The organism is Klebsiella sp. B345 (assembly GCF_051131735.1).
Classification (GTDB): Bacteria; Pseudomonadota; Gammaproteobacteria; order Enterobacterales; family Enterobacteriaceae; genus Klebsiella.
This window is the reverse complement of record NZ_CP180443.1, coordinates 934,204-955,246: the sequence shown is the minus strand read 5'-3', so window position 1 is coordinate 955,246 and position 21,043 is coordinate 934,204. Positions and strand designations below refer to the sequence as shown.

Genomic DNA, 21,043 nt, shown 5'->3' with positions numbered 1-21,043 from the left:
GCAGGACAATCTTGTCCAGATTCAGCTGGCGATGGCGCTCAGCAGACCGTCAACATCTGCCGGGCTGGGGCGACAGGGATTGGTGAGCGTGCAGCCGTCCGCTAAGGTGGCGGCGATCAGCGCCTGGCGCAGGGATCCAACGTCCGCCGGCGCTTTGCCCAGCGCCTGCAGCGTGGAGGGGATGCCAAACCGCTGATTCATCTCGCGGATGCTGGCTGTCAGCGCCCGCAGGGTGTGGTCTGGCGTTTCGCCGCGGATACCCATGATGGCGGCGCATTTCAGGTATCTTATCCGCGCACGCGGGGCGTGCCGGGCATTGTGCTCAATAATGAGGGGCAGCAGCATGGCGTTAATTTTGCCGTGCGCAATATGCATCATCCCGCCGATGGCGTGCGCCATGCCGTGCACTAGCCCCAGTCCCGCCGAGTTAAACGCCATGCCGGCCATGCAGGAGGCGTTGTGCATATGGCCCCGCGCCGCAATATTGTGCTCATCGTCAAACACTTCGGGCAGGTGTTGCCAGACCAGCGCAATGGCTTTCTCCGCGAGCGCGTCGCTAAAGTCATTTGCCCCGGTGGACACCAGCGCCTCAATGGCGTGGGTCAGTACGTCCATGCCGGTATCCACCGCGACCTGGCGGGGAACGGACAGCACCAGGTTAGGGTCGAGGATCGCGCAGTCCGGGACCAGGGCTTCGGCAATCAGAGGATATTTACGACCGTTTTGCGGGTCGGAGATAATGGCGTAGGCGGTCACTTCAGACCCGGAACCGCTGGTGGTTGGAATAGCGATAAGCTCGATGGCGTGGCCGGGCAGGTATTCCTCCAGCGTCACCTTAATGCCTTTGGCGGCATCCAGAGAAGAACCGCCGCCGAGGGCGATGATGACGTCCGGCTTAAAGCTTTTAAACTGGGTGGCGCCAGCCTGCAGGATTTCCACGCTGGGGTCGGGTTTGACGTCGCTGAAAATCGAGACGCTGGCCTGCGGCATTTCATTAATCAGGTAGCGTGTTTTACCGGATGTCACCATAAAACTGTCGGTCACAATGGCCACATTTTTATGGTTCAGGCGCTGCAATGTGTGGATCGCGTCGTCACCAAAATAGATGTCAGGAAGAGAAAAGAAATAGCTCGCCATCTTTCGATTACCTTATCCCTTAAGCGGATTTCGGGGTTAAAGAGAGAGTATTAGTGTGTCATGGCGGGTGGGCGACAACGCTGGCTATGCTTGTGCACTGGCAGCATTAAGTTGCGGTGGTGAGGGGTGATGGACAAAATAGTGCAGTGGGGGGGAGGGAAACACGCCGGATAACTCATCTTTGATAGTGCAGAAATATTGCCAAAGTCGTCAGCAAAGAAAACAGTATTGTATTTGACATGGTTGAATCGTATCAGTGCGGCAACGCTGGCCTGTATGGCTACCGGGCTCGCACTGTACCGGCGGCAGGCCTGAAAACCGTCGGCGCTTAAAGCCACCCGGAAAGGGGATTTAGTTTGCATCCTCAGTGCGGATGCGCATTGCACAAAGTATTGCTTCGGTCAGGCACCGTATTGCGTAAGAGGAGGGGAAGTCATCACCATCCTCCTCTAAAGAATACGAATATCCGCTATGAGTGAACATTCAGCTCTCTGCCGTATGTCATGGCAAAGAGCACGCCAGAAATAAGGGATCGTGCTAGTGCCCTTTACTGTTTTGACGCGATGTGACAAATGTCACCGCTGCCGCTGCCAGCAGTAACAAACCACTCAAACCAAAGGCACTTCGCCATCCCAGGCTGTCGAATACCATGCCTCCTGCCGTTGAACCAATAGCAATAGAGAGCTGGATCACCGCAACCATGAGACCACCACCTGCCTCAGCGTCAGCGGGTAGCGCTCGTGCTACCCATATCCACCATCCCGTAGGCGCAGCCGTGGCCAGTAACCCCCACAGGCTTAGCAAAACGGCAACTACCCAGGTGCTGTTTCCGAGCAGCAGTAACGTACCGGCTACCGCTGCCATAAGCAGGGGGATCATTATTAAGGTTTGATAAAACCTGGCGTTCAAGAATGTCGATATGACTAATGTGCCAACAAAACCTGCTATGCCTATTGCAAGTAAAATCAGAGAGAGGCCAAAAGGACCCACTTTGGTTACGGTCTCCAGGAAGGGGCGAACGTAGGTAAATAAGGCAAACTGCCCCATAAAGAAGAGTCCGCACGCCAGCAGTCCCATAGGTACGATGGCGGCGCTTAACAGGGGAAGCACAGACCCCTGTGGCTTTTGCGGTTTATTGTTTTCCATTGAAGGCAGGCTGATGCATTGCCAGATGAACGCGACTATCGCAAGGGGAACGAGGCAGTAAAAAGCCCCACGCCAACCGACGGTCACCCCCAGATAGCTACCCAGCGGTGCAGCTATTACGGTCGCCAGCGCGTTCCCAGCGTTAAAAATCGCCAGTGCGCGGGGAACCTGGTGTTGCGGCACGAGCCGAATGGCGGTTGCAGCCGACATTGACCAGAACCCCCCGATGGCGATACCAATCATAACCCTCCCCAGCATATAAACCGGATAGTTGGGCGCCATGGCGATAACGATTCCCGATATAGTGATTAAGACTGTCAGCCCCAGCAGTATATATTTTCGGTTCAGATCGCCAGCAATATGGGGGATAGTCAGGCTGGTCAGCACCGCCAGCGCACCAGATATAGCAATTCCCTGACCTGCCAACCCTTCCGTAATCTGCAGATCGCTGGCAATAAGCGTAAGCAGGCTGACCGGCATAAACTCGGAAGCGATTAGCACAAACACGCAGAGTGCCATGGCAAACACGGCTCCCCAGTGTGCATCTATTTTATTGGGTGATGTTTTAGGACTTACTGTGAACATTATCAGCTTCTCTTCATATCGCGCCGGCGAGATTTAGCCGCAGTCGGGACAGACGCTATTCAGGGAATAACGACAAAAACGTGGGTGAGAATGATGTGCAGACGATGAAAAGCCGCCTGCAAATATCAGGCGGCTTCAGGTCGTTATCTTAAGTTGGTTTTGAAAAACTGCTCAAATTTAGTAAATGGGATCTTGCCTGCATCGTTGTCGTACAGATCAACGTGGTTTGCCCCCGGAACAATTACAAGCTCTTTCTCCTTACTGCCGATTGCCTTAAAGGCATCTTCAGCAAAATAGCGTGAATGGGCTTTTTCGCCGGTCACGATAAGCGTAGGGATAGTGACTTCATTGGCGTAACTCAGCAGCGGCATATTCATAAATGACAACGGCATCGTTGCATTCCACGCCCCGGTTGAGTTGACCGAACGTGCATGGAAACCACGCGGCATGCGGTAATAATCAAAGAACTCTTTCAGAACCGGATTGGGATTGGCAGGTAACGTTTCCGGTAAAATACGGTCCGATGCACTGACATGACCCTTCTCATCAACATAAATGTCATGTCCGCCGGGCGTGAAAGCGCCGTTTTCCGCATCCTTCCAACGCTGTGCGTTCAGATACTGTAATACGGCGCGACGATCCGCTGTGGTGTAACGGTCTTTGCCATCTCCCACGCCATGCCCTATCGCACGGCTCATGTCATACATCACGCTGGTCGCCACCGCTTTGACGCGGGTATCCATCGCGGCGTCATTTAAGGCCATGCCGCCCCAGCCGCAAATACCGAGCAACCCGATTCGGTTGCGATCCACCTCTTTTTGCAGGCCTAAGAAGTCAACTGCTGCGCTGAAATCCTCGGTGTTTATATCCGGAGAGGCGACATTACGCGGAGAGCCACCGCTTTCTCCCGTATATGAAGGGTCAAACGCCAGGGTAATAAACCCCTGTTCTGCCAGCGTTTGTGCATACAGGCCACTGGATTGCTCTTTTACCGCACCGAAAGGCCCGCTGACGGCAATGGCTGCCAGCTTACGTTCACCACGATCCTTTGGGGCGTAGAGATCCCCAACTAAGGTGATCCCGTAGCGGTTCTGAAAGGTCACTTTACGGTGATCGACTTTCGTACTTTCAGGGAATGTTTTATCCCATTTTTCGACCAGCGAAACAGGCGCGTTCGGATTGGTTGTATCTGCGTAACTCATGTTCGTGACTCCAGTTAATGATGCGCAGAGCAGCATTGCGGGTATCGCGGTTGCCAGCTTTTGGGTGAAAACAGTCATCAAAACTCCCCCCTATAACACGTGACTGAAACAGGTTTCATACGGACAACACTGCTGTGCTTTATTGCAATGCGCTCATTATAGTTAGCAGAAATAGTGCTGATTAGATGGGGAAAAATGCTAGGATTAATATCATAATGTTCTAAATAGTGATGCGGTTTCGGGAGCGGGATGATGGCGAAACGGGAAAACTATAACGATTTATACCTGTTCATGCAGGTGGTACGGGAAGGGAGTTTTACCGCCGCAGCACAGCGCCTAAGCCTGGCACAATCAGGAATAAGCCGTGCTGTACGCGAACTTGAAGAACGATTGGGCGTTCAGCTTCTGGTGCGTACCACGCGCAGACTATCGCTCACCCATGCCGGTGAGCAACTCTACCGGACCCTTGAGTCAGGATTCGATGCTTTAGATATGGGACTCGCCACGATGGCCCATTATCGCCAGTCCCCGTCAGGTACGGTACGCATTAATGCGAGTCAACACGCTATTGATAAGCTGCTCCTGCCGAAGCTTGCGATGTTTAAGCAGCGCTACCCTGACATCCGGTTGGAGCTCATCAGCGAAAGCCGGTTTGTCGATATTATCGCAGAGAGATTTGATGCCGGTGTGCGTCTGGGGCCAGAAGTAGGCAGTGGTATGATTGCTGTTCGTATTTCCCCCGATATGGAGATGGCCATTGTCGGTACGCCGGATCACTTTCGCCGCTATGGCTTTCCGCAAGTCCCCGCAGATTTAGCGGTTCATCCCTGCATTACTTATCAGTTTGGCGACGGAAGCCAGTACGCATGGGAACTTCACCAGGATGGTAAAAAAATCACCCACCGGCCACAGGGGCAGTGGGCTTTCGCCGACAGCTATATGGAAGCCAAAGCGGCGAGATTGGGCCTGGGGCTGGCTTATGTTCCGCAAGAGTTGGTGTCCGATGATTTAGAACAGGGTTCACTCATTAGAGTTTTACAACGCTACAGCCAACGCCTGGAAGGCTCATTTCTCTATTATCCGCACCGCAATGTGTCACCCGCGCTGCGAGCGGTTATCGATACATTGAGAATTTGGAATGAAGATGGGGTTGTACACAGGCCAGGGTAACAGGTCCGCTTCTGGCACTTAACTGACCGCTGTGAAGGTCTGCTTTGAGCAAGGAGCAGACGTTGCTAACAGCATTCTGTGTGGATCAACAAGGAGCAGGTCACCATTAAAAAATTGGTATAAAAGTTCGCCACTTGACTACTTTGTGGCATAATTTATTACTAATCATCGAAAATGATAATAGTGAATGCTAATCGTGGATGAAATAGATCTCCGTATTCTGAAAGAACTGCAAAAAGATGGCCGAATCGCGAATAACGTGCTGGCTGAGAAGGTGGGACTCTCACCTTCCCCGTGCCTACGGCGTGTTAAGACACTGGAAGATACGGGTGTTATTAGCCGTTATGTCGCCATACTTAACCCTCAGTCACTTGGCCTGGATATGACTATATTTGTCCGAATATGGCTGACCAGCCAGGATGAAGAAACGGTTGAACACTTCTGCCGGGAAGTCAGAATATTACCCGAAGTAGTAGAATGCCATTTGATGGTTGGCGACTGCGACTTTCTGTTGCGCGTGGTAACGTCGAGTCTGAGCGCTTACAGAAAACTACAGATTGATCATCTGGCTCGTATTCGTGGTGTTCAAAGCCTGAAAACTGATCTCCCGATGCAAACGATCAAACAAACCTCTGAACTCCCCCTTAGATAGCAATCGGCGGGCTATCTAAGCCCGCTTATTACTACTTGGCTTGATATAAGAGAATACGATACATCCCCTCAATCCCAGGGGTGCCGCAACGAAGAAAAAGGCCATTTCGTTTTCGTCGTAACTCCGGTGCTGTCAGGGGCAAATTACATATGTCACTAACTACGGATGAATTAAACAACATCTCATCATCAACATATCTGTCCTGCGTCAGGACTGTGGGGTAACTGTCACCAACGCGCCAAATTGCATTCTCAATGCAGATAAACGCCGCCACCGCTATCGCTATCAGACAAGGGTATAGCACTGCACCTTGCACCGGATGCCTGACTACTTGACAGCACATTTCAGTTTTCCTGTTTCAGGGAATGATGTGACCGACCTTTTATCTTATCCAGTAGTCCCCCTAAGGACATGACAATCACCGAGGGAAATACCCAGGCAAGCCCCTGATTATGTAGTGGGAGATAGTGTGTCAGTTTAAACGGCCAGAATGTAATACCGATAGTTTCCAACACATCAGTAATACCAAACAACAGTGACAAAATAACCCCAGGTACAATCATGCGTGAGGGGGAATTAAATCTGTGGCGGAAAAAATAAGTCAAAACAAGAACAATAAAGACAGGATAAATAGTAGTCAGAGCCGGAGCGGAAATCCGGATGAGTTGCGTCAGACCAAGGTTAGACACAAGCATAGAGAAGATGACAAACAGCCACACATAAACTCGATAACTAATACGAGTAATACTGCTGAAGAAACTCGCACTGGCACAGGTCAGGCCAATTGCCGTAACCATACAGGCAAGTGTGATTAACAAACCAAGAAAAAGACTGCCGCTGCTGCCATAGCTGAAATTGACGTAAGTACTCAGTACTTGGGCGCCATTTGTTGCGTTCTTAATGAGTTCAGCACTATCTGTGCCAAGTCGGAACATACTGAGATAAACGAGCACCAGCCCGAAACCAGCGATTATTCCGGAGAATATAGCGTAGCGTGTTATCAGTTTTACAGAGCTGACACCGCGTGATTTAATTGCATTGACAATAACCAGGCCAAATACCAAAGCAGCCAGCGTATCCATTGTCAGGTAACCGTTAGTCACGCCTTGAGAAAATGCAGCTGTCGCATAAAATCCAACAGGCGCCTGTGGCTTGCCCGCTGGTAAATAAAGAGCAGTCATCGCAAGGATTATCAGCGCAACGATCTTAACTGGCGACAATATTTTTCCGACAGTATCCAGCAATCTGCCTGGATAGAGTGAAATCACAGCTACAATCAGAAAGTAAGCCAGACTCCAGGGAAGCAGACCGCGTTCATTGCCGATAAATGGTTGTAAAGCCAGTTCGTATGAGACGGTAGCTGTTCGCGGAGTCGCAAATAGCGGTCCAATACAGAGATAGCAGATAACAGTCAGGATAATACCAGGCAATCTACCTAGCGGTTGCGTAATAACAGCCATGGACCCGCCAGCTTTTGCCATCGCTATTGCGGTGACCACCGGCAAACCAACCCCTGTTAGTAAAAAACCTGCTGCGGCAGGCCAAACAGATGTACCTGCTTGTAAACCAATAAATGGAGGGAAAATAATATTCCCGGCGCCAACAAACAACGCGAAGTTCATAAACCCAAGAATAAGAATGTCTCTGATACGAAATGTTTTCATTTTTTCTATCTGTATTTTTTGCAGAAGCGTCGGCAGCTAAAGCAGGTGACGTAATATAGCGCTTACAATGACACTAATTAGCACCACCGGAAGCAGTGAAAAGCGCATTGCAGCCAACAGTGAAATCAGTAACGCCAACATGTCAGCCGGTTCTGTTGTAACAAAATGAGGTGCAATGACCGTAATCAGGACGCAACCAGGGGCGATCTCCATCACGGCCCTCAGGCGTGGACTTAAGACTTTGTCGCGCAGCACTAGATATCCTGTAATACGTGTCAACCACGTGGTTATACCCATAAGCACGATTGTTAGAATTGTGAGACTCATGTAGGCTTCCTGTGCAGAACAAGAATTGTGACAATGCCACTGATCGCTCCTACCGGAACATAAGCAGCGCCGGGGACAAAGTGCCAGGTTACCCCCGCGCAGACCAGACTCACCAGCCAGGGGAATACGGTTTCTCCGCCTTTCCACATCCCTTTAAGCAGAACAAAAAATACTGCAGGAAACGCCATATCAAATCCAAAGCGCGTAATATCACCCAGTTGCGAACCCATTAGCGCCCCAGCAACGGTTGAACCAATCCAGATAAGCCACATAGAACCGGCAAGCCCGAGATAAAATGCCAGACTAAAGTATTCAGCAACACCTGAAACCTGACGCTGCCGGGCATCAGCCATACTTATTGCCCAGCTTTCATCACACATTAAAAACAGAGCCGGAAGGGCTTTTCGCCGAGGAAGGTGTCGAATATAGGGGGTAAGCGAAGCCCCCATTACCAGATGACGACTGTTAACCAGCATACTGATCAGTAATATGGTCAGAAGATGAGGGGGAGTGCTCCACAAAGCAATCGCAGCAAACTCCGAACCGCCACCAAAATTCAGGCCCGTCATCAGCGCTAGCGAGCCAACTGACAATCCTTTTTGTGTAGCCTGTGTACCTAACAATAGGCCAAAGGGAATAAAACCAAGCAGAACAGGCAATGACGTGATTGCTCCACGTCTGAACTCTGAATCGAATCGCAGTGTAAAATAGCGCATATCGTTTGACATAACTGACCTCCTTAACGCCAGTTATTCTAGGTCGATTCAAATGAAACAGGGTTGCGATTATTCCTTGAATTTAGATTTTTTGGGTATTAAATTGCGAATTTTTTACCATTTATCGCAAATTATTGCTCAGATAGTTATTTCTATAAAATAATCATTGGCTCAGATTATTTTATAGCCTGCATGGCTCACTTTATTAAGATATAGCAACCAACAGACTGGGCCGATTCCTGAAGTGCATCCATTATTCGCTGAGCTTTAAGGGATAGCTCAGGCCACACCAAATCTCTTTATCTGATAGTACAATGCTGCCAAATTCTCTGAACAACCGAGACTTTTGCTGTAAGTATCCCAGCAAAACGAACCATCAATTTTTAGAGAGTCTCTGGCACCCCCAACGTCCGCTCCTGGCACGGAACGGAAAGAAACAAGGTCACAATGCCCGCGTTCGCAGTGCGTGAATGGTTGACCTAGCCTTTACGATGCTAGTGCCGCGGCTCTAACACCCAATGATGCTCAAAGAGTTCGAAGACTGCAGGTTGGTGGCTGATGGCCAGAACTATCGTCTCTGGTAACGCCTCTTGCAACAGCCCGAGTAGGTCAATAGCAGCCGCGTCGTCCAGATGGCTGGTTGCCTCGTCCAGACACAACAACGCAGGCTGCAATAACAGGGCGCGGGCCAACGCCAGACGTTGTTGCTCGCCGCCCGACAATACGCGCCCCCAGTCACATACCTCATCCAACCGACGGCAGAGTGATGGTAGGCCAACCTGGGTTAACACATGTCGTAGTTGCGGCGTATCCGGTGTTTGCGTCAGCGGATAGCTCAACACGCGACGTAGCGTGTCCTGCGGCAGATAGGTTTTTTGCGGCAGGCACAGCATACCTCCTTTCGGAAGACTCCATTGTCCCGATGCGGCGGGGCATAAACCAGCCAACGCGCGCAGTAGCGTCGTCTTGCCGCTACCGCTGGGTGCTGAAAGTACGGCCCATTCACCCGGTAAGAGCGTAGCTGTAAAGGGGAAAAACAAGGCTGTACCGTCGGCGTGGCGCACGGTCAGCCCGAAGATGTCCAGGGCTGTGCCTGAACAGGGTATTGCCGGCGATATCGGTAAATGCTGCAGGCTGCTCTGGAATTCCCACAGCCGCTCTACGGTGGCGGACCATCGCGCCAGCTGGCGATAGGAGTCGATAAACCAACCAAAGGCGTCCAGCACGTAGCCGAAGGCGGCTCGGGCCTGCATGATTGCTCCCAGCGAGACCAGACGCGTCAGGTATAGTGGCAACACGGCAAATACCGGGATCATCAGGCTAAAGCGGAAGTAGAGAGTGGTAAACGTCTCCAGCCTGAACTCCTGGCCCATCAGGTGGCGCCAGTTTTTTGTGATGGTCTGAAAACGTTGCCGCATTCGCACATGCTCAGCCTCTTCCCCGCGGTAGAACGCGATCTGCTCGCCATGTTCCCGTATGCGCAACAGCGTGGAACGGTAGTCCGCTTCAGCGTGCTGTTGTGCCACGTTGAGTCCATGCAAATGACGGCCGAACAGATGAGCCAGTACGCTGCTCAACGCAGCATAGCCCAGCGCGATCCACACCAGATATCCGTGGATGGTTATGGTATAGCCATCGCTGAGGTGCAGTGTGTGTACGCCGGACAGCTGCCAGAGAATAGCGATGAATGAAAACAGACGGGCGATATTTTTTACCAGCGAAAGCAACATCTCCAGACTCTGTGTCATCAACAGGTTGATGTCTTCGGCAATTCGCTGGTCCGGATTGTCCGGCTCGCTGGTCATACTGAGTCGATAGTGGGCGCCGCCTGCCAACCACATCTGCTCGAAACGCTGCGTCATTTCACGGCGGCAACGTATGATCAGCAATTTTTTAAGCCAGTTACCGCAGACGATAGTCAACACAAACAGCATGGTATAGCCCGTATAGCGCAGTGCTAAAGTCGCAATAGAGGCGTGCTGGAAATAATCGGCCAACGCATCATAAAAATCTTTGCTCCAGTTGTTATACAACACGCTGATGGCTACCACCGATAATGTCAGGCCGACGATGGTCAATAGTAAAAGCCAGTGCAGGGCTGCACTGCGGGCACACCAGAAAGGGGACATCAGGTGATAAAAGCGTTTAAGTGTTTGCATCGGGTGTCAAGCCAGCGACCTGCCAGTGGCAGGCCGCGTTTCATTGAGAGGGAGGTCCGGCAATCAAAACGTGTATTTTGCCGTCAGCATAAAGTTGCGTGGATCGCCGTAAAAGTTGTTGCCGCCAAGGTGGCGGTTGACCAGATTGCGGTAGTAGACCTTGTCAGTCAGGTTGTTGCCCACCAGGTTAAAGCTCAGGTTATCGCTGTAGCGGTAGCTCACGTTGGCGTTCAGCAGAGTGTAACCCCCCTGATACAGTCCGTAGGTCCGGTTAATGTAGGTTGCTGTGGCGGTCTGCGCCGTCAGGCCTGCGCCGATAGTCCACTGGTTTAACTCGCCAGGCAGCGTGTAGCTGCTGTACAGCTTGAACATGTGCTTCGGCGTACGCGGGCTGAATCCAGCGGCCTTTTGACTCTCCGTGGCCTCGAGGTATTTACTGTTGGTCAGCGTGTAGCCTGCCTGAATCTGCCAGCCTTCGGTGAGTTTACCGGCTATTTCCAGCTCGACGCCCTGACTGCGCACCTTCCCCTCAGCACTGTAGCAACCGCTGTCAGCATCGACACAGACAGAACTGTCCGGCTCGGAAAGCGCACGGTTGGACTGGATGATGCGGAACAGCGCCAGCGAGGCGTTCAGATCGCCATTCAGGAATTCGCCTTTCACACCTGTTTCATAGTTGACGCCGGTGATGGCGGGCAGAATGTTGTTGCTGCTGTCCCGCTCGCTTTGCGGCTTGTAGATGTCCGCGTAGCTGAGATACCAGGTATAGTGAGTGGCAAAATCCCACAGCAGGCCGCCGTAGGGGACGAATTTATCGCGCACGTGCAGGCTGCTATGCTCGTTGGAGGCGCTATTACGGTGGTTGTCATAGTAGTAGTCATAGCTGTAAGCACTGTATCGACCACCGAGGATCAACTTCCAGTCATCCGCCAGTTCCAGTCGTGTTGTGGCGAACAGTCCGCGCTGATAAACGTTGTAACGATCGTTGTAGCGGCTGTTGTAAAGATCGAGATTCGACCAGTCAGGTTCAGCCACGGATTCTGGCTGCCAGTTGTAGATATCGACCGTAGCGGTGTTGGCGATCCTGCCAAACTCGTTGTCGAAATTTTCTTTCTGGTAATCACCGCCGAACACCAGTTCGTGGCTGCGCCCCAGCCATTCAAACGGGCCGCTCATGCTCAGGTTGTAACCCCACTGTTCGCCTTTGTTGTCGTAGCGCAGATTGTTGTTGAGCCTGCCCGTGCCCACGGCTGGATCGACCCCTGTCGTACTGTTGCCCCATGCGCTGATATACCTGCCGTCGGAGCGGGAGTGGGTGTAGTTGAGGGCGCTTTTCAACATCCAGTCGTTGGCAAAAATATGTTCAAGCTCAACGAACGGATTGATTTTTTCAAAACTGACGCGGTTCCAGCTGGCGCCCAGATAGGTTGAACGAGGCAGATTCAGACTGCTTTTGTCGGTGGCGAACGGAACACCATAGATGTCAGGTACCGAGCGAGTCTTCTGCCAGTTGATGCCTGTCGTCACAATGGTATCGGGCGTAAGGTCGTAGGCCAGCACGCCGTACAGCACATTGCGTTCGCTATGAATATAATCCACAAAGCTTTGTTTGTTCTGATATACGCCTACCACGCGGCCGCGCAGAGTAGCATCATCATTTAACGGCCCTGAAATATCCATTTCGCCGCGGTAGTTGTCCCAGCTGCCTGCACTGACACTGCTGTACCCCTGGAATTGATAAGTGGGTTTCTTACGCACCAGATTCACCGTGCCGCCAGGTTCGCCGCTCCCTTGGGTCAGGCCAGAGGCACCTCGCAGAATCTCCACCCGATCATAAATTGCCATATCGGGCGATTCGCTTGATGCCTGAAAAGCGTTCATCACGCTGTTTTGGGTGGAGGCGTTGACGCCATCCTCCTTGATGTTGTCCATCACGAACCCACGTGATTCGTATTTCACCTGAAAGCCATTCTGATTAACGACGTTAACCCCGGTACTTTGTCCCATCGCTTCGTCCAGCGAGGTGATGCTCTGGTCGTTCATGCGCTGGCGCGTCATCACGCTCACCGACTGCGGCGTTTCGCGTGGCGACAGGTTCAGCGCCGTGGCGGTATTCATACTGCGCGTGGTGTAGGATCCTGATCCTTCCGTGACGCCATTCTGATTGACGCTTGCCAACACCAACATCTCATCGTCCGAGGATATTTTTTCTAACACATAGGATCCGTTGGACTGTCGTACTGCCTGCAGGCCGCTGCCGGCAAGTAAAATGCCAAATCCCTCTTCTACGCCATAGTTCCCCGTCAACGCTGTACCGTTCCCGGTCGCCAGACTGGCGTCGCCTGCCAGATACACCCCTGACTGAGCGGCAAACTGGCTAAGCTGCTGGTTCAACTGCCCGGCAGGAATAGCGTAGACGCGCGATGGTTGAACTGTCGCCTGTGCAAAACCAGGCGCGATCAGCAGCGGTGTACCACAGAGTAATAACCGAATGACAACCGCGAGCGGGGTGGGGGTTCGGCTTGCGCCGGATGATGAGATCAATGATGTAAGCGACATACCGATTTACCTTCTACCCAGAGTGAAAAACAAGGAGGTTTTCTAGTGAATCGAAGGAGAACGGTAAAAAGGGAACCGGGAAGATCAAAAAATTGGGGGTCAACGCTTTTCCACCGTCACCCACCAGGAAAAACGTCGGTGGATGCGCACAGGGAAAATGTGTGCCAGCATCGCCAGCGACTTGTCCGTGTCTGACAGTGGGAACGCGCCCATCACCCGCAGATCGGCAACATCCGGGTCGCAGGCCAGATAGCCGTGTCGGTAGCGAGCCAGCTGCTTAATAATTTCGCCAAGCGGGGTGTTATTCGCCTGCAATACGCCTTGCGACCAACCAGCGTCAACATGTGCATTAGGGGACAACGCCCCCGTGCCGTAGCGATCAAAATCCAGCTGCTGGCCCGCATTGACCCGGCGTACAACGTGTCCACGCTGCGCAGAAACTTCAACGGTACCGCTGTAAACTGCCAGGTGAGTAAAGCCATCATGTTGTTCCACGCTGAAACGGGTACCCAATGCTTGCATCTGGCCTTGTTCGCTTGAGACAAAAAATGGCCGCGTATCGCGAGCGGTGTCGATTAACAGGTCGCCCGATATCAGGACAATTTGCCGGCGCTGCCCATCGTAGCGCACATCAACAGCGCTGGCTGTGTTCAGCCACAGGCGCGTGCCATCCTGCAGGGTCAGCTGTTTTATTTCGCCTGTGGCGCTGTGGTAGTCAGCGGTGACAGCAAGCAGCGATTCACGCAGCGGCGTGTGGCGGTAAGTTAGCCATGAGAGCAAGGAGCCGGAAGCGAACAGCACGCTCAGTTTTAGGGCCCGCCGGCGCCCCATGATCGTAGAAGGTAACAGCAGGGTATCTGCCGCGGCTGAAGCAAGCCCACCACTCAGCGGTTGGAAACGCTGGCTGACGGTTTGCACATAACGCCAGGCGTGGCGATTCTCTTCACACGCGTCAAGCCAGGCACGCCAGCGTTGATGGATTTCAGCCTGCGGTTCGGCCTCAAGCAGTTGTGCATACCACTCTGCGGCTTGCTGTAGCGCCAGATAATCAGGTTTGTGGGGGAGGGAGTCTGTCATCGCGGCGTTAACGAGAGCCCACAGACGAGACACCCGCCGTGGCGTCTGACAGTTCCGCTTCCAGCAATATGCAGTGAAGCATTGCTTTTGCCATGTATTTTTTCACCATTCTTTCGGAAACCTGTAAGGCCAAAGCTATTTGCGCGTAAGTCATCCCCTGAATCTGCGACATAATGAACGTGGTGCGCACTTTTTCCGGCAGGCTGCGCAGCATGGTGTCAACCTCATACAATGTTTCCAGTATCAACACTTGATGTTCAGTGGAAATCACGATGGTGTTGGCGCGGAGTTGCATCGTGTTAAGCCATGCTTTTTCTAACTCTTTGCGTCGCCACAGATCGACACACATACCATGCGCCATTACGCTCAAATAGGCCCTCGCACCTTCGTTGCTGTCAAAACATCGGGGCTTTAGCAGCAACTGGATAAAAACATCGTGGGCCAGGTCGGCGGCATCGCTGAGGTTACCTAATCGTTTACGCAGGATCCCTCGCAACCAGCTGTGATGATGCAGGTACAGTTGATGGATTTCTGATGGAGATGAGGCATCAATGGCGGACATATCAGGTTCTCAGGTTTCCAAATTGAGTGATTTATATCACATTTTAATTGAGAACGATTTTCATTACAATTATGTGCAAGTAAAACCCACCTCATCAGGCGCTTTTAGTGGGCAGCGGCAGACTCGTGGCATGACTTCTGGTCTTTAGCTAATCGGCGCCATTTATGGGCAGCTGGTGCGGCAGATATTGTTGCGCGGAGTAATTGTTGTAAATTCGTGTGTATGAAGCGTGATGGGCGTCAGAGTGCCTCGGGTAAGAGGACGTGAATACCGTTCAGATATGCTGAAAACATACCCCCAGCCAACAGGCGGCCAGGGGGGAATAATAATGCCGTTATTTTTGGGCGGTGATTTTCGTCACTGAGCCTGTCTGAACTTTATCCCCGGTCGAGCCATACATAGACACCAGATAAACGGCGCCATCAGACCCGGCGGTCAGGTTGTTTGGCGTATCATCCACCGGGATATTAGCGACCAGTTTACCGTCCTTGTTCAGCACTGCTACGGTTCCGCCTGCACGCGTGGCCGCGAAAACTTGCGACGTCAGCGGATCCCAGACGACAGATACGCCCCCGGCACCAATATAGGTATCCGCAAGTACCTTACCGTCCGCATCAAGAACCACGACATTGTTCGTCTCCTGGGACGCGACATAAAGACGGCCAGTCTGCGGATCGCGAGCGATGTCGGTTGCGCCCTGCGCCTGAGGTACTTTCACCGTCGTACTCTTGCCGGTTTTGAGATCAATCCAGCCTACCCATGGCGTATCGCGGCTGACGCCGTAGAGCTTGCCGCCAGCGCTATCGAGGGTAAGATCGGTACTGTTAAACAGGTTTTTGCCACGCTCCACCACAAACTCCAACTGACCGATGTGCTCCAGCGTTTTGGTGTCATACACTTCGACAAAACCGGTCAGAGCCGCGCTGACATAGGCCCGATTGTTGGCTTCATCAATAACCACATCGCGTGGATGCGAGACCGATCCCTCCGGGAAAACCTTCACGACGGAAAGCGTTTTTGCGTCATAGACGGTCACCGTCTCGGCAAGAGTGTTCGTCGTCCAGACTTGATTATGGGCGTTATCAACACCGACGCCGAAGACACCAATCTGCTCACCTTTTTTGTCTTTAGGCAGTGTTGCCTCCGCTTCGATAGCCAGGGTTCCGGCGTTCAGTCTCATTAGGCGGCTACCATCCTTCGGGCCGCGTGCAGAGGTCACGAACAGCTTCCCGTCAGCCGACACTGCCGACTGGTAAGCTCGCTCACCGACGGACGTTGTTTGTAGCCTGAAAGCCTCCGTGTTTTTTGGCGGGACAATCTGGGACAATTTCAACATGATCTGCGAAACGCTCGCGGGATTTTGCGTAATAACAGTGAGTGGATGAAGGCCTGTAGCGGCATCGGCCGGAACGGTCAGCGGAATATTGAGATTTCCTTTTTCATCGGCAGTCAGTGGTTTTGGCGTCAGGACTTCAGTGCCATTGAGCATGGTGACGGTCGTGCCCGCCTGCAGGTTCTTAATGGCTACAACCGTTTTATCTCCAGGCTTGACGGGAACTTCCCGTGACCCGGCACGGATATTACCAGGGAAGGTAGTGGTGGCGGCTGCCCATTGGCTATCGGCGTATGCCGTTGTGGCGGTTGACATCGCAATAGTGGAGGCCAACAGCACTGACCGGACTGAAATTCTTCTCATCTTATCTCCATAAATTGTATTGATGCTGCATCTCAACGCAGCCACAGGTTTTTCCCCACGCGATGAGTCTTATCTTCCGCCATGAGAACCAAGTCTTGTTATAAGCGTGTTCAACATAGCATATTGATGCAAATAGTTATCATTACTGTTTGAGTGGTATCATAAATGCGGGGCCTTGGCTGTATAGTGGGAAAACGGGTTGCGGTTTTTGGTTGGGGGCATGTCACTGGTGGACAATAGAAGAGCTCAGACATACCAACGAAATAATCTTTCCACTCGATATGATCATCAACATACTTGAAAGCAAATTAACCGTTAACGGTTCGAAATGACCTTAATTTCCGCATTTGGCAGGAAACGGACGAGCTGGCTGAGCTGAAGGTCTGCGAGGAGCGAGGAGAGGACATTGCATCCTCAACAAAGCCAGGGATCTGCGTTGCCCTATTACCAGTTTTATGATGATGATTTTTCAGGCAGTGTACTTTATTCTGATTGAACTCTCTTTGCAGGATACAACCATGATAACAGTAGAGAAATCAGATCCATTTTCTTCAGAATCCCATCGCTTAATTGAAAGGCTTTCCGCTGAACTTGCCGCTATTACTGGCGATAATGGCAAAACCAATTTCACCGTTGAAGCTATGAACAATGACAAAGCATTATGGGTATTGGCAAAAAATGCACACGGGGATGCGATAGGATGCGGTGCAATCCGGCCATTAACGCAAAACATAGCTGAGCTTAAAAGAATGTTTTCAGACCGAAGCGAGCCAGGCGTGGGTAGTACATTACTTACTTTTCTGGAAACCTCTGCAAAGCAGATGGGATATCGAGAGCTGAAGCTGGAAACCCGACATATCAACCGCCGGGCCGTCAATTTTTACGAGAAAAATGGATATGTTCGTATTGATAATTATGGCCCATACATTGGCAGAGAAGAGGCAGTCTGTTTCTCAAAGTCATTGTGCTGAATGTATTTATCGGACCTGACTTCTGCTCCTGGCACTCAGGTGACCTACATAACGGCGATCACCGAGGCTCAACTGGAAAGTAGATGTTTCTGTCCAGTTGTACCTGCCTGTGGCATTTATCTCAGTAATACCTGAATCAGCTGAACGAAGATATACACTGTCGCTGCCACTTGTATAGTCCGGCCCCCCCATCTGAGATAGCGCCATTCATGGCGTTCTCTGGCATCAGCTGCTTCAATAGCGGGGTCAGAACATTTTCTTTTCCTGACCCTGAATTCATCGATTACCCACAGGATGAGAATAAAGATAATGATGGTTTTCTGAAGGATGGGATTATCCACAAAGAGTGACTCCGGCCAGCCCGCTGATACAAGCAGAATAGATGAACCACCTTCACGTAGCCACCACTAGATGTAGGGGTAATGTTCGTTTTCGTTCTGGTGGATTTTGTGGTGATTCTGTCCATGGCAGTTTGTTCCCCTGCTATCTGACTGGCAGCGATGAGCGAAGAGCGGACGTTCGTATAGTGTAAAAAAGACAATGTTGATTATGTCGTCAGACCTGGCAGTGTAGTGTTGACCATTTTGCAGGGTGTCCGATGAATTCACGCAATGCATCGAGAAATACCGTGACTCTGGCAGGCGGGTGGCGTAGTGCGCGTAATGCATATATTCCTGTGGACATGTGTGGTTGAGAAGCAAGTTCCGGGAAGAGCTGGACAAGCGCGCCACTGTTAATGTCATCTCCCGCCACCCAGTCCGGCAGGAACGCGATCCCCAGCCCTTCAACCGCAGCCTGACGCATTGCTTCGAAATCGTCACAGCCAAACATGGGCAAGTGGGTGTTTTCTCTGGCCGGATGGCCAATTACGCTCGACCAGCAAAGCAGATCAGCACCGTGCATTTTATCGATTAAACGATGGGATGCGACTTCATCCAGCGAGGCGGGAATCCCAGCGTTTTCGAGATAGGCTGGACTTGCGCACAGCACGCGTATTTGTGTCGCTATTTTGCTGGCTATCAGCGTGCTGTCGGCCATATCGCCAATGCGAATAACAACATCAAGGCGTTCAGCAACGGGGTCTGCCAGCCGTTCGGTCAGATCCAAATCGAGGCTCAGCTCCGGATACTGGCGGGAGAGTTTCGCCATCACCGGCAGTACATAGCGTTTACCAAATGTGGGATAACACGCCACTCTCAGCACACCGGTTACTTCACCTTTCATTGACGCCAGTTCCTGCTGCGTATCTTCCAGTGAATCGAGGATCTGTCTGGCGCGAATCAGCAACATTTCCCCGGCATCCGTCAGGGTTAAATGCCGCGTAGATCGCAAAAAAAGCGGGGTATCCAGATAGGCTTCCAGCGCATCAATCTGTCGTCCTATTGAGGAGGGCGTGCGTCCACGACGACGACCGGCACCCGAAAAGCTGCTCTCACGAGCGACATCGACAAAGACGCCAAGGAACTCGGCAAATTTCTCTGATTGCATCTGTGCATTTCTTGCATAGCTGTTGTGGGGAGAAGCCATCTTATCAGTGATGTGCGCTGAACTTAATATCCCCTCAGCCAAATGACGTTACACAAACACGCACACACTGAGGATATCGACCATGCAAAACCATCAATACGATCCCCTTTATCTTTTCATCGACGGTAACTGGATTGAAACGGGTAATCGCGACACCGTCGCAGTGATTAACCCGGCAACCGAAGTCACCATCGGCCGCTTGCCGCTGGCGACTGCCGACGACCTTGAACGTGCTCTTTCCGCCACCCGCTCTGGCTTTGACGTCTGGCGCCATACCGTGCCTGCCGAACGCGCCCGCATAATGAAGAATGCCGCAGTCCTGATGCGCGAACGCGCTGAACATATCGCCACGCTGATGACGCTGGAAGAAGGTAAACCCCTGTATGAAAGCCGCGACGAAGTGCTACGGGCAGCCGACTATTTTGAGTGGTTCGCTGAGGAAGCGCGTCGCATTGATGGCCGCGTTGTACCGTCAAATCGCCCTGGTGTCCTGCAACTGGTCAAAAGAGAACCGATTGGCCCGGTTGCTGCGTTCACCCCGTGGAATTTCCCGGCCATTACCCCGGCACGCAAATTATCAGCAGCACTGGCCGCAGGTTGTAGTGTGATCCTGAAACCCGGGGAAGAGAGCCCGGCGACGGCGCTGGCGTTGGCACGCTGCCTGGATGATGCCGGTTTGCCTAAAGGCGTTCTGCAAATTGTATTTGGCGTGCCGGATCAGGTTTCCGCCACGCTTATCGCCTCACCGGTGATTCGCAAAGTGGCATTCACTGGCTCTGTTCCGGTAGGCCGTCTGCTTTCTGAACGTGCAGCAGCTGGCGTTAAACCGATAACCCTGGAGCTGGGCGGCCATGGGCCGGTACTGGTTTTTGCTGATGCAGACATTGACGCGGCGGCGGCCGGCGGGGCGGCTAACCGCTTCCGGGGTACCGGGCAGATTTGTATCTCTTCAACCCGCTTTCTGATTCAGCGCGGCGTTTACAAACAGTTTGTCGAACGCTTTGTGAGTACGACGGAACAACTGGTTATCGGCGATGGCCTGGCGGAAAACACCCTGGTGGGGCCGCTGGCGAATATCCGCCAACTGGAAAAAATGGAAGCGCTGATTGCCGATGCTGTCGCCCTGGGTGCGAAAGTGCTCACCGGCGGGAAACGGCTCAGCCGTCCGGGCTTTTTCTTTGAACCCACGGTGCTTGCCGATGTGCCGATGGAGGCGCGGATCATGCATGAAGAACCCTTTGGCCCGATTGCCGTGATGCATCCGTTCGACGCGATTGAAGACGGGCTGGCAGAAGCAAACCGTCTGCCGTATGCCCTGTCAGCTTACGCTTTTACGCGTGACGCCCGTACCGTGTTGGATGTTGGCGATGGCCTTGAAGCCGGAATGATCGGCATTAATCAGTACCGCATGGTGGCGACGGAACTGCCTTTCGGCGGCATGAAAGAAAGCGGGCATGGCTCTGAGGGGGGGCGGGAAGGTATTGGCCATTACCTGGTGAATAAATTCATCAGCCAAATCTAAAACACACTATCGCTAATGACAGAATATAAGAGGAACTGACCATGAAACCTGTTGATTTTACTCGCCCGCGTGAAGCTGCCCGCGCATTTACCCCTAAACTTTCCGACTTCGTTGAGCAACCGCTGTATTCCGATGTCTGGACAGATCCGGACCTGGCACCGCGCGACCGAAGTCTGATTACCATCGCCTGTCTTATCGCGCTGAATCACTCTAATGAGCTACCAGCCCATTTGCGTCGCGGCATTGAAAACGGTCTGACCAAAACAGAAATTTCCGCCCTGATTACGCACATGGCGTTTTACGCAGGCTTTCCGGCAGCGATTACCGCATCTGGCTATGCCAATGCCACGTTTGACGAACAGGCCTGAACG

Annotated in this window: 18 protein-coding genes and 1 pseudogene; 6 read left to right on the top strand and 13 right to left on the bottom strand. The window is 52.3% G+C overall.

What is annotated here, in order from left to right:
• Positions 1-21 precede the first annotated feature (21 nt).
• The 3 genes from ACMYSO_RS04480 to ACMYSO_RS04470 all read right to left on the bottom strand — a co-directional run bounded on the left by ACMYSO_RS04480 (position 22) and on the right by ACMYSO_RS04470 (position 4,148).
• Positions 22-1,137: a 1-propanol dehydrogenase PduQ gene (locus ACMYSO_RS04480; RefSeq protein WP_434669487.1), complete on the bottom strand. Its 1,116-nt coding sequence runs from the start codon at positions 1,135-1,137 to the stop codon at positions 22-24.
• A 537-nt stretch (positions 1,138-1,674) separates the two neighbouring features.
• Positions 1,675-2,868, bottom strand: coding sequence for an MFS transporter (locus ACMYSO_RS04475; RefSeq protein ID WP_434669486.1), 1,194 nt, complete (start codon positions 2,866-2,868; stop codon positions 1,675-1,677).
• Positions 2,869-3,011: 143 nt separating this feature from the next.
• Entirely contained in the window at positions 3,012-4,148 is a 1,137-nt protein-coding gene (locus ACMYSO_RS04470; RefSeq protein WP_434669485.1) for an alpha/beta hydrolase, read from the bottom strand.
• 174 nt (positions 4,149-4,322) lie between these two features.
• Between ACMYSO_RS04470 and ACMYSO_RS04465 the strand changes: the two genes are divergently transcribed.
• Positions 4,323-5,240: a LysR family transcriptional regulator gene (locus tag ACMYSO_RS04465; RefSeq protein ID WP_434670734.1), complete on the top strand. Its 918-nt coding sequence runs from the start codon at positions 4,323-4,325 to the stop codon at positions 5,238-5,240.
• Between the two features lie 187 nt (positions 5,241-5,427).
• On the top strand, positions 5,428-5,892 hold the full coding sequence (locus ACMYSO_RS04460) for an Lrp/AsnC family transcriptional regulator (protein ID WP_434669484.1): 465 nt from the start codon (positions 5,428-5,430) through the stop codon (positions 5,890-5,892).
• Positions 5,893-6,236: 344 nt separating this feature from the next.
• Here ACMYSO_RS04460 and brnQ read toward each other — a convergent pair whose 3' ends face one another.
• The 8 genes from brnQ to ACMYSO_RS04420 form a co-directional block, all read right to left on the bottom strand.
• Positions 6,237-7,556, bottom strand: coding sequence for a branched-chain amino acid transport system II carrier protein (gene brnQ / locus ACMYSO_RS04455; protein ID WP_434669483.1), 1,320 nt, complete (start codon positions 7,554-7,556; stop codon positions 6,237-6,239).
• A gap of 36 nt (positions 7,557-7,592) precedes the next feature.
• On the bottom strand, positions 7,593-7,883 hold the full coding sequence (locus tag ACMYSO_RS04450) for an AzlD family protein (protein ID WP_434669482.1): 291 nt from the start codon (positions 7,881-7,883) through the stop codon (positions 7,593-7,595).
• A complete protein-coding gene (locus tag ACMYSO_RS04445; protein ID WP_434669480.1) occupies positions 7,880-8,611 on the bottom strand; it encodes an AzlC family ABC transporter permease in 732 nt (243 codons plus the stop codon). The genes ACMYSO_RS04450 and ACMYSO_RS04445 overlap by 4 nt, the downstream gene beginning before the upstream one ends.
• Before the next feature lie 482 nt (positions 8,612-9,093).
• Complete coding sequence (locus ACMYSO_RS04440) at positions 9,094-10,758, bottom strand: ABC transporter ATP-binding protein/permease (RefSeq protein ID WP_434669479.1); 1,665 nt, start codon at positions 10,756-10,758, stop codon at positions 9,094-9,096.
• Positions 10,759-10,821: 63 nt separating this feature from the next.
• Positions 10,822-13,317, bottom strand: a complete 2,496-nt coding sequence (locus ACMYSO_RS04435; RefSeq protein ID WP_434669478.1) for a TonB-dependent siderophore receptor — start codon at positions 13,315-13,317, stop codon at positions 10,822-10,824.
• 99 nt (positions 13,318-13,416) lie between these two features.
• On the bottom strand, positions 13,417-14,394 hold the full coding sequence (locus tag ACMYSO_RS04430; protein WP_434669477.1) for a FecR domain-containing protein: 978 nt from the start codon (positions 14,392-14,394) through the stop codon (positions 13,417-13,419).
• A 7-nt stretch (positions 14,395-14,401) separates the two neighbouring features.
• Entirely contained in the window at positions 14,402-14,956 is a 555-nt protein-coding gene (locus ACMYSO_RS04425) for a sigma-70 family RNA polymerase sigma factor (protein WP_434669476.1), read from the bottom strand.
• 334 nt (positions 14,957-15,290) lie between these two features.
• Positions 15,291-16,652 carry a YncE family protein gene (locus ACMYSO_RS04420; RefSeq protein WP_434669475.1) on the bottom strand — a complete coding sequence of 454 codons (1,362 nt, stop codon included), beginning with the start codon at positions 16,650-16,652 and terminating at the stop codon, positions 15,291-15,293.
• Between the two features lie 224 nt (positions 16,653-16,876).
• On the opposite strand from ACMYSO_RS04420, the pseudogene ACMYSO_RS04415 reads away from it, so the two are divergent.
• Positions 16,877-16,984 (top strand): annotated as a pseudogene (locus ACMYSO_RS04415) (DNA mismatch repair protein MutT); the annotation flags it as partial.
• Positions 16,985-17,170: 186 nt separating this feature from the next.
• Complete coding sequence (locus tag ACMYSO_RS04410; RefSeq protein WP_434669474.1) at positions 17,171-17,623, top strand: GNAT family N-acetyltransferase; 453 nt, start codon at positions 17,171-17,173, stop codon at positions 17,621-17,623.
• A gap of 116 nt (positions 17,624-17,739) precedes the next feature.
• Here ACMYSO_RS04410 and ACMYSO_RS04405 read toward each other — a convergent pair whose 3' ends face one another.
• A complete protein-coding gene (locus tag ACMYSO_RS04405; RefSeq protein ID WP_434669473.1) occupies positions 17,740-17,964 on the bottom strand; it encodes a hypothetical protein in 225 nt (74 codons plus the stop codon).
• Positions 17,965-18,178: 214 nt separating this feature from the next.
• Positions 18,179-19,111 (bottom strand): LysR family transcriptional regulator, encoded by a 933-nt coding sequence (locus tag ACMYSO_RS04400; protein ID WP_434669472.1) that lies wholly within the window; start codon positions 19,109-19,111, stop codon positions 18,179-18,181.
• A gap of 121 nt (positions 19,112-19,232) precedes the next feature.
• Here ACMYSO_RS04400 and ACMYSO_RS04395 point away from each other — a divergent pair, with 121 nt between their 5' ends.
• Together ACMYSO_RS04395 and ACMYSO_RS04390 are read left to right on the top strand one after the other, a co-directional pair.
• Positions 19,233-20,672 (top strand): NAD-dependent succinate-semialdehyde dehydrogenase, encoded by a 1,440-nt coding sequence (locus ACMYSO_RS04395; RefSeq protein WP_434669471.1) that lies wholly within the window; start codon positions 19,233-19,235, stop codon positions 20,670-20,672.
• 41 nt (positions 20,673-20,713) lie between these two features.
• Complete coding sequence (locus ACMYSO_RS04390) at positions 20,714-21,040, top strand: carboxymuconolactone decarboxylase family protein (RefSeq protein WP_300005256.1); 327 nt, start codon at positions 20,714-20,716, stop codon at positions 21,038-21,040.
• The last annotated feature ends 3 nt before the right edge of the window (positions 21,041-21,043 follow it).

Coding starts and splice junctions, on each gene's coding strand:
- brnQ (WP_434669483.1), bottom strand. CDS start 7,556: ATGAAAACATTTCGTATCAGAGACATTCTTATTCTTGGGTTTATGAAC.
- ACMYSO_RS04475 (WP_434669486.1), bottom strand. CDS start 2,868: ATGTTCACAGTAAGTCCTAAAACATCACCCAATAAAATAGATGCACAC.
- ACMYSO_RS04460 (WP_434669484.1), top strand. CDS start 5,428: ATGCTAATCGTGGATGAAATAGATCTCCGTATTCTGAAAGAACTGCAA.
- ACMYSO_RS04435 (WP_434669478.1), bottom strand. CDS start 13,317: ATGTCGCTTACATCATTGATCTCATCATCCGGCGCAAGCCGAACCCCC.
- ACMYSO_RS04440 (WP_434669479.1), bottom strand. CDS start 10,758: ATGCAAACACTTAAACGCTTTTATCACCTGATGTCCCCTTTCTGGTGT.
- ACMYSO_RS04395 (WP_434669471.1), top strand. CDS start 19,233: ATGCAAAACCATCAATACGATCCCCTTTATCTTTTCATCGACGGTAAC.
- ACMYSO_RS04450 (WP_434669482.1), bottom strand. CDS start 7,883: ATGAGTCTCACAATTCTAACAATCGTGCTTATGGGTATAACCACGTGG.
- ACMYSO_RS04465 (WP_434670734.1), top strand. CDS start 4,323: ATGGCGAAACGGGAAAACTATAACGATTTATACCTGTTCATGCAGGTG.
- ACMYSO_RS04430 (WP_434669477.1), bottom strand. CDS start 14,394: ATGACAGACTCCCTCCCCCACAAACCTGATTATCTGGCGCTACAGCAA.
- ACMYSO_RS04480 (WP_434669487.1), bottom strand. CDS start 1,137: ATGGCGAGCTATTTCTTTTCTCTTCCTGACATCTATTTTGGTGACGAC.
- ACMYSO_RS04420 (WP_434669475.1), bottom strand. CDS start 16,652: ATGAGAAGAATTTCAGTCCGGTCAGTGCTGTTGGCCTCCACTATTGCG.
- ACMYSO_RS04425 (WP_434669476.1), bottom strand. CDS start 14,956: ATGTCCGCCATTGATGCCTCATCTCCATCAGAAATCCATCAACTGTAC.
- ACMYSO_RS04390 (WP_300005256.1), top strand. CDS start 20,714: ATGAAACCTGTTGATTTTACTCGCCCGCGTGAAGCTGCCCGCGCATTT.
- ACMYSO_RS04445 (WP_434669480.1), bottom strand. CDS start 8,611: ATGTCAAACGATATGCGCTATTTTACACTGCGATTCGATTCAGAGTTC.
- ACMYSO_RS04400 (WP_434669472.1), bottom strand. CDS start 19,111: ATGCAATCAGAGAAATTTGCCGAGTTCCTTGGCGTCTTTGTCGATGTC.
- ACMYSO_RS04470 (WP_434669485.1), bottom strand. CDS start 4,148: ATGACTGTTTTCACCCAAAAGCTGGCAACCGCGATACCCGCAATGCTG.
- ACMYSO_RS04410 (WP_434669474.1), top strand. CDS start 17,171: ATGATAACAGTAGAGAAATCAGATCCATTTTCTTCAGAATCCCATCGC.